Source organism: Rhodanobacter aciditrophus (genome assembly GCF_042679525.1).
Taxonomy (GTDB): Bacteria; Pseudomonadota; Gammaproteobacteria; order Pseudomonadales; family Marinomonadaceae; genus Marinomonas; species Marinomonas aciditrophus.
On sequence record NZ_JBHTMN010000005.1, the window covers coordinates 63,835 to 71,110 of the forward strand.

At 46.7% G+C, this 7,276-nt stretch carries 6 protein-coding genes; 2 read left to right on the top strand and 4 right to left on the bottom strand.

The window, feature by feature from the left end; genetic code table 11:
* Position 1: 1 nt before the first annotated feature.
* Genes ACFQ45_RS04720 through ACFQ45_RS04730 form a run of 3 tightly spaced genes read right to left on the bottom strand, consistent with a single transcriptional unit; the run spans position 2 to position 2,870 of the window.
* Positions 2 to 733, bottom strand: coding sequence for a type III pantothenate kinase (locus ACFQ45_RS04720; RefSeq protein WP_377365827.1), 732 nt, complete (start codon positions 731 to 733; stop codon positions 2 to 4).
* The gene (locus ACFQ45_RS04725; RefSeq protein WP_377365828.1) at positions 717 to 1,670 is read right to left on the bottom strand and encodes a biotin--[acetyl-CoA-carboxylase] ligase; all 954 of its coding nucleotides are present in this window, start codon (positions 1,668 to 1,670) and stop codon (positions 717 to 719) included. Before ACFQ45_RS04725 ends, ACFQ45_RS04720 begins: the two co-directional genes overlap by 17 nt.
* A 30-nt stretch (positions 1,671 to 1,700) precedes the next feature.
* On the bottom strand, positions 1,701 to 2,870 hold the full coding sequence (locus ACFQ45_RS04730) for an alpha/beta hydrolase (protein ID WP_377365829.1): 1,170 nt from the start codon (positions 2,868 to 2,870) through the stop codon (positions 1,701 to 1,703).
* Positions 2,871 to 2,949: 79 nt separating this feature from the next.
* Here ACFQ45_RS04730 and ACFQ45_RS04735 point away from each other — a divergent pair, with 79 nt between their 5' ends.
* Together ACFQ45_RS04735 and ACFQ45_RS04740 are read left to right on the top strand one after the other, a co-directional pair.
* Positions 2,950 to 3,375, top strand: a complete 426-nt coding sequence (locus tag ACFQ45_RS04735; RefSeq protein ID WP_377365830.1) for a GNAT family N-acetyltransferase — start codon at positions 2,950 to 2,952, stop codon at positions 3,373 to 3,375.
* Between the two features lie 111 nt (positions 3,376 to 3,486).
* Entirely contained in the window at positions 3,487 to 4,827 is a 1,341-nt protein-coding gene (locus tag ACFQ45_RS04740) for a GH1 family beta-glucosidase (RefSeq protein ID WP_377365831.1), read from the top strand.
* 72 nt (positions 4,828 to 4,899) lie between these two features.
* Here the strand turns inward: ACFQ45_RS04740 and ACFQ45_RS04745 are convergent, their stop codons facing one another.
* Positions 4,900 to 6,495 carry a glucan biosynthesis protein gene (locus ACFQ45_RS04745; RefSeq protein WP_377365832.1) on the bottom strand — a complete coding sequence of 532 codons (1,596 nt, stop codon included), beginning with the start codon at positions 6,493 to 6,495 and terminating at the stop codon, positions 4,900 to 4,902.
* Between the last annotated feature and the right edge of the window lie 781 nt (positions 6,496 to 7,276).

Below are 7,276 nucleotides of genomic sequence, written 5' to 3' on the forward strand. Positions count from 1 at the left end.
ATCACCTTTCCATCATTTGTTGTTCAAGTACCAATTTTGCACCTTTGGCGACCAGATGCTCATCGACAATATGAGCCACCCCAAGCTGCTCCATAAGCCTAGCCCCCATTCCACCAGTGACCACCCAAGTAACTTCTGGGTGCTGAAGGCATAATCTCTGCACTAGACCTAATGCCATCTCTAAACATCCCTGATTAACGGCCGTTGCTGTGTTAGTTGGAAAGCCTGAATCGGTACTGAGTTCATGGTTTGAAAAGCGTATTTTTGCTGTTCTAGCAACCAAGCTATCCACCATGAGCTCTACTCCTGGTGCGATATAACCTCCCAGATGCTGACCTTGAGCATTTACAAAATCCGCTTTAATCGCCGTCCCAGCATCCATCACAGCCAGTTCACCACCATAGATATTATGGGCCGCAACAACCCCTAACCAACGATCTACACCTAGTCTTCTTGGCTCTTCATAAGCATTCCTAACACCACATACGACCGCACTGCTCTGGATGTCTTCTACCACTATGTTGGGGAATGCATCGGCCAGCTCACTTTTTAGCCTTTGATCGTGATCACTGTCACGCACACTGGCTAAAGCAATCACACTTGGCAGACAGACCTGGGGCTTGTCATAGATTGAACCAATCCATTTCGCCTCAACTTGCCCTGCCAAAAACCAGGTCCATTTAACCGATGTATTGCCTGCATCTGCAATCAAAATACTATTGCTTGCGGACACTGATCTCGCCCCCATGCAACAGCTCAATACCTTGTTCAGTTTCTAGTCTCAAGGCACCATTTTCATCGATCCCTCGAGCGACTCCTTCTTTCTGCTGGTTACCACTGAATATGGTGACTGGCTGATTAAACAAAATATCAAAGGCCTGCCACTGGGGATAAAAATGAGCCATACCGTTTCCTGCGGCAAAGACCTCACAGAGTTCTTCTAAGCCTTGTACCAGCTCAGCAACTAATTCGTTACGGTCAGGAATGGCAGGTAAGCGAGAGGCAAGATCCGTCCAAGGTTGATCAACCTTATCCTGCTGTTCTTGGGTGGACTCAACATTTAACCCGATCCCAATGATCACATGACAAACATCTTGATCAGCGACCATTTCCAGCAAAATCCCACACACTTTTTGGCCGTCTATATGAATATCATTAGGCCACTTTAAGCCTGGGTTTGGGATACCTAACTTACGTAGCGTTTGAGCCACAACCACCCCTACGGCAAGGCTCAAGCCTTCTACCACATTAGGGCCTTGGTCAAAACGCCACCCAAGGGACATGGTAATATTTTTCGCTACGCCACTTTCCCACACTCGACCTCGGCGACCCTTACCTTTCGTCTGATGCTCGGTAATGGCTAATGCTGGAAGGGGTTTGTTTTCAACGATTTTTTGTTTTACCACATCATTGGTCGAGGGCGTATCAAACGGAATATCGATGCTAATATGATCTGATACCCCTGCAGCACGTAACTTGGCTTCCTCTAACAACACTAGCGGGGTAGGGATACGATACCCTCTCCCCTTTACGGAATGAACACGTATGCCTGCTGTTTCCAACTTTTTCAAACGTTTCCAAACCGCAGCACGAGTCACTCCCAGCGCCTCACCCAACTCTTCTCCCGAGTGAAACTTACTATCACTCAGCAATGCCAACACGTCTCGCATGGCCTCTCCAACTCATTCTCATCTGTTCTATTAAGGGGCTTTTACACTGTGCATAAAAGTTGCTGCCTGATCCATTAAGTCATCAAAAAATGGATTCCAGGACAATCTCGCCGCATGAGCGCTTTTAGCTGACAATTCATCACTGCGTTCACCGTACCAATTATCTTTGGATTGACGACATTGATCGTAGGCAGCTTGATTTTCTTGATACCAACCGCACACCCGATAACTCCCCTGCTTTCCATAATAAGGGTTATTGGGAGAGCCATGAATGGACATGTGCGATAGGCCAAATATCCTATCGTCAGGTAGGTCTGTATTAACGACTTTTAGGGATTCGTCCTCGGAGTCAGGACGGGTCGTGGAATACAACACCATTTGACTGCCTAAAGTTGCTTTCATAGCCTGATCAAAGACAGCCATAGTAACCTCTGAATCCACTGTGGCATCTTCTTCTGATAACGCTAGCAATACCGGAATGGTACGCTGCTCTTTTAGCACCGTTTGCTTAACTTCTTTGGCAAGCTGATAAGCCTCTGCGATGGCTGGCACAGGAATGGAAGCATATTTGCCGTAGTCATCACTAGGATAGTGATCCAACCAATCTACAAACGGCGCAAGCCAAGGGGACAGCCAATCAATGCCGCTATTAATTTTAAATAAGGGAGAGAAAAGCAATACACCGGACACTTGATCTGGGTGCTCCCAAGCATATTCAGTCACAAGAGCTCCACCAGTAGAGAAACCACCTAAGTACAACGAGTCCACTTCTTTCGAAAACGACACCACAGCTTGGTTCACAGCATCCCGCCAGTCGTCTCGTGTCACCTCTAGCAAAGCTTCCGCTTTGGTACCATGGCCAGGCAACAGCATCACTCGAGTCGTCACACATCTTTGTGCCAGCGCAGCAGCAGGGTCTCTCAAGGCAAAAGGTGAATCCGACAGCCCATGAAACATCAATAAACCGATACGCTCTTGCTCGGGGCAACTATCAGGTGGTTTACGCTCAAAAGGTAACACCGCCGCAATCTCCAGCTCTTTATCAGCCTCTCGTACCCACGATTTATTATGCTCAAAATACTGATGTAAGCGCTTCTGATAGACCTCAAACTCTTCGCCTTCACGCTGCACAGCCTCATTGGCAAAAGCGAGTGATCCCAAACAACATAATAAAAACGTAGCGATCCTGCATGTCATCATAAGAATGGTCCTATTGAGCCGAATGGCGAAATGCTTATCATAACGGATCTACACCAAATCACTAGCAAAGGTCGAGAGATTGATTCACAACATCCAAGCGATTCAAGTGGAAGCCCTTTGGTTCCCACTGGTGAAGAAGTTTTATCAAGCCTATTACCCGAGCGGAAAACCCAACAAGGCAGACCCCATTTGGGTACTTAAGGATGGAGCAGCCATTATTGCGAGCGTACGCTTGAAACCTTTAACAAGCTGCCAACTACTCACCGCATTGGTCACTCATCCTGACTTCCGCCAGCAGGGCTACGCCAGCCATCTGATGTCAGACCTTCGCCCTCAACTTAACCAACCTACCTATTGCTTCAACACGCCAGATCTACAGCACTTCTATGAGCGACATGGATTTACCCCCATTGAAGCCGAAGAGCTACCTTGCGAACTTGCCAGCCGACTCAAACGCTACCGAGTCAAACAGCCATCACTTATTGCCATGGCCTACTTACCATAAGCCTTTCTTAAAACTGACTTAAACCACTTTAATACTCTTAATTCATCTGCCCAATATTGACCCAGATGGCCGTGCTTCCTACCTTAATGGAAAAAGATAATTGAGGTCACCATGACACTAACACTTCCCCAAAACTCCCGTTTAATGTCGAAAGATTTTACCTTTGGTGTCGCAACGGCTTCCTTTCAAATAGAAGGGGCCAACACCGAAGACGGACGCCTACCCAGTATTTGGGATACCTTTTGCGCAACCCCTGGCAAAGTCTTCAATGGCGATGACGGCTCCCAAGCATGTGATCACTACCATCTATGGCGCAAAGATATCGATCTTATTAAGTCTCTAAATGTTGATGCTTATCGACTTTCTATTGCATGGCCCCGAGTCATGTTCGAGGATGGCACACCCAACCCTAAAGGCATCGAGTTTTATAAATCTCTAGTACAGACGCTACAAAACGAAGGCCTTAAGGTTTTTGTCACCCTCTATCATTGGGACTTGCCACAACATCTGGAAGATAAAGGCGGCTGGTTAAACCGTGAAACGGCCTATCGTTTCACTCAATACGCAGACCTCATGACTCGAGAGCTCAGCCCTTGGGTAGATTACTGGGCAACCTTTAACGAACCCTTCTGCGCGGCATTATTAGGCTATGAATACGGCATTCATGCCCCCGGATTAGCGAAACCAGAGTATGGACGCCAAGCAGCCCATCATATTTTATTAGCCCATGGCTTAAGCATGCCTGTTATTAGAAAGAACTGCCCTAAAGCGCAAGCGGGCATAGTGCTGAATATGAATCGCTCATACGCGGCTTCAGACAAAACAGAAGATCAATTTGCAGCCTTGGTGCGGGAAACGTTAGATAATCAATTCTTCATTGAGCCTCTGCTAAAGGGCCAATATCCGAGATTGCTAAAAGATATCCTACCCCACTACTTACCAAGCGTATTGCCGGGAGACATGGCGCTCATACAAGCACCTTTGGACTTCTTAGGGCTTAACTTCTACACCTGCAATCATAACGCCTATGACCCTGACACCTTGTTTAAAGATGTTAAACGTGGGGGCGATGTCGAGTACACGGACATTGGCTGGGAGGTGGCCCCACAAGCGTTCACAGAGCTACTTGTAAACCTGAATAAGCAATATGACTTACCACCCATGTATATCACGGAGAATGGCGCAGCCTGCGCCGACCAAGTAGAGAATGGCGAAGTAGAGGATAAACAACGTGTAAGGTATCTCAACAGCCACTTAAACGCTGTTCACAAGGCCATAGAAGCGGGTGTGGATATTCGTGGCTACTTTGCTTGGAGCTTGATGGATAACTTTGAATGGGCTGAAGGCTACAGCAAACGATTCGGGCTGATCTACGTGGACTATGAAACCCAAGAGCGCACCATTAAACAAAGCGGCCACGCTTACCGAAGCTTCCTAAAAGAACGCTCCTAATTCATAGCATGCGCTTAAACGAAAAAGCCGCAGAATACTCTGCGGCTTTATTTCTTATCGCCTACAACCCAACTACTTTAAGTGACCTGGATTATGAAGTTCGCGATCTTCTTTCGCTGGTGGAAACCATTGGTACACCCAAGTTTCGGACAAGACTTGTCCATTCGCCTCTAAGTGCATCTTAATATTAATCGGCTCAACAGAATCATCTAGCGGCACCAGATCAAACATTGCACGGTAGCCACCAATGTGATGCTGCGGGCGTGCTGAAGTAATTTCTACGCGACCACGGGATGCCTCAATCACAGGCTTCACTTCCGTATCTTGGCCTAACGCTTCAAATGCTCCACCCTGGAAGTCCACTGCAAAACGCTTACTGTAATATTGGCGCTTCTTACCGATTACACCACCAATACCTGTATAGGTACTCTGCACTTCCGCTTTACCAGAACGTTGTGGAGCTTGGCTCCCCCAATACATGTTGTAACTGTAGAGCAGCTCGTCTCCGGCCTTCACCTCGCGGTCAGGATTCCAGAATGCAACAATGTTATCGAACGTTTCATCCAGTGTCGGAATCTCTACCAATTGCACAGAGCCTTTACCCCAATCACCTGTTGGCTCAATCCACAGACTTGGACGCTTCTCATAAAACACCCCATCATCAAGGTAATGATCAAAGTTGCGATCACGCTGCATTAAGCCAAATCCCTTAGGATTCACATCTTGATATGCGTTGAAGCTTAAATTTTTTGGATTGGTTAATGGACGCCAGATCCAATCACCGTTACCCGTTAACATTTCTAAACCATCAGAGTCATGAATCTCAGGACGCCAGTCGTAGTTCGTACGACGGTCATTTTCACCAATCATGTACATACTCGTTAATGGCGCAATACCCAAGCGTTCAATGCTTTTGCGAGGATACAGGGCAGTGTCTACATGCATGGTCAGTGGTTCACCTACCTTCATATCAAAACGGTATGCCCCGGTAATACTCTCCGAATCCAACAACGCATAGACAGTCATATGCTCAGAACCTGGCTTAGGCTTCTCGAACCAGAAATGGGTAAACACAGGAAACTCTTCCGGCTTATTCATCGCCGTATCAATCGCCAGACCTCGAGCAGATAAGCCATATTGCATTTCTGCTCCAACGGCGCGGAAATAGCTTGCCCCTAGAAAAGCAATAACATCACGCTCCCAGTCCGTTGCAAACTGCATTCTAAAACCAGCAAAGCCAAGGTCTTTCGGTAAACTTTCACCATCGATATCGGTTTTACCGTAGTCAAACATATCGGCATCGTACTCTACTGGCTGCGACACACCATTTTCGACTACATTAATCTGAATTGGACTGATAAAGCCTTGCCCTAAATGAAAGAAGCCTGCACGAAAGGCAGTGTCATCTTCCGCCCATAGACTTTCATCTTTTTTGAAATGCAATTGCTGGTATTCATCCCAATCCATATCAGACAGCTCTTTTGGCACCTCGCCCTCATGACTAGCATAGGGCTGAGTAGCCAGATTTCTGGCATGGCCTTTTAACCAAGCATAATCGAATTTCTCGCCTGGCTCAGGGTTCACTTGAGGTGTTGCAGCACAAGCCACAACACTTACCATCACACTCGCTGAAAGCAGTAATTTCGATACCATTTTAGAGCTTTTCATAAATGATCCTTTAAACAGTGCCAATGCACTCCCGTTGTGCTGAGAAAAGTTGAAACGATTCATATCTCTTAATATTTGTGACTAAATTAATCACCAATGCTACTGACACCTGCCTAAGACTTATACCTGCGAATCAGTAAACATCTTCAAATAAGGCTGCACAATAAGGATGAAATAGCTCACATTAATGACTTTTCCACATGCCTAGCAAAAACACCCCTAGATTTAAAACTGTGCATAATAAAGCCGCTTATTCACAAAGTGACACACATAAATGGATTCGAGCCATTTGGAAGGGTAAAGGGATAATTAAGAGAATAGAGCCCATACCCCTCTCCCTTTTTAAGGGCAAAGCTGAGATAGGGTTCGGACTCGTAGGGGTCGGATCCCTATCCTGTTAGTTGTTGCTAGAAACTATTCTACGTAAAGGCATCTGACCCCTTTATAGAAGCGTACTCACGCACTGAGGTCTCATGTCCCTTCCCCTTTTCAAGGGGAAGGCTAGGATGGGTTAGATCTGCCACGTCGGACTCGTAGGGATCGGATCCCTATCCTGTCAGTGGTTACTTGAAACTGATGTACGTAAAGGGATCTGACCCCTTTATAGAAGCGTACTCACGCACTGAGGTCTCATGTCCCTTCCCCTTTTTAAGGGGAAGGCTAGGATGGGGTTAATCGCATTTTAAACAAGCACAAAAAAGCCCTGACCATTGCTGATCAGGGCTTCGTATTTGAAGCTTGACGACGACCTACTCTCACATGGGATCTCCCACACTACCAT

Coding starts and splice junctions, on each gene's coding strand:
- ACFQ45_RS04725 (WP_377365828.1), bottom strand. CDS start 1,670: ATGCGAGACGTGTTGGCATTGCTGAGTGATAGTAAGTTTCACTCGGGA.
- ACFQ45_RS04730 (WP_377365829.1), bottom strand. CDS start 2,870: ATGATGACATGCAGGATCGCTACGTTTTTATTATGTTGTTTGGGATCA.
- ACFQ45_RS04740 (WP_377365831.1), top strand. CDS start 3,487: ATGACACTAACACTTCCCCAAAACTCCCGTTTAATGTCGAAAGATTTT.
- ACFQ45_RS04745 (WP_377365832.1), bottom strand. CDS start 6,495: ATGAAAAGCTCTAAAATGGTATCGAAATTACTGCTTTCAGCGAGTGTG.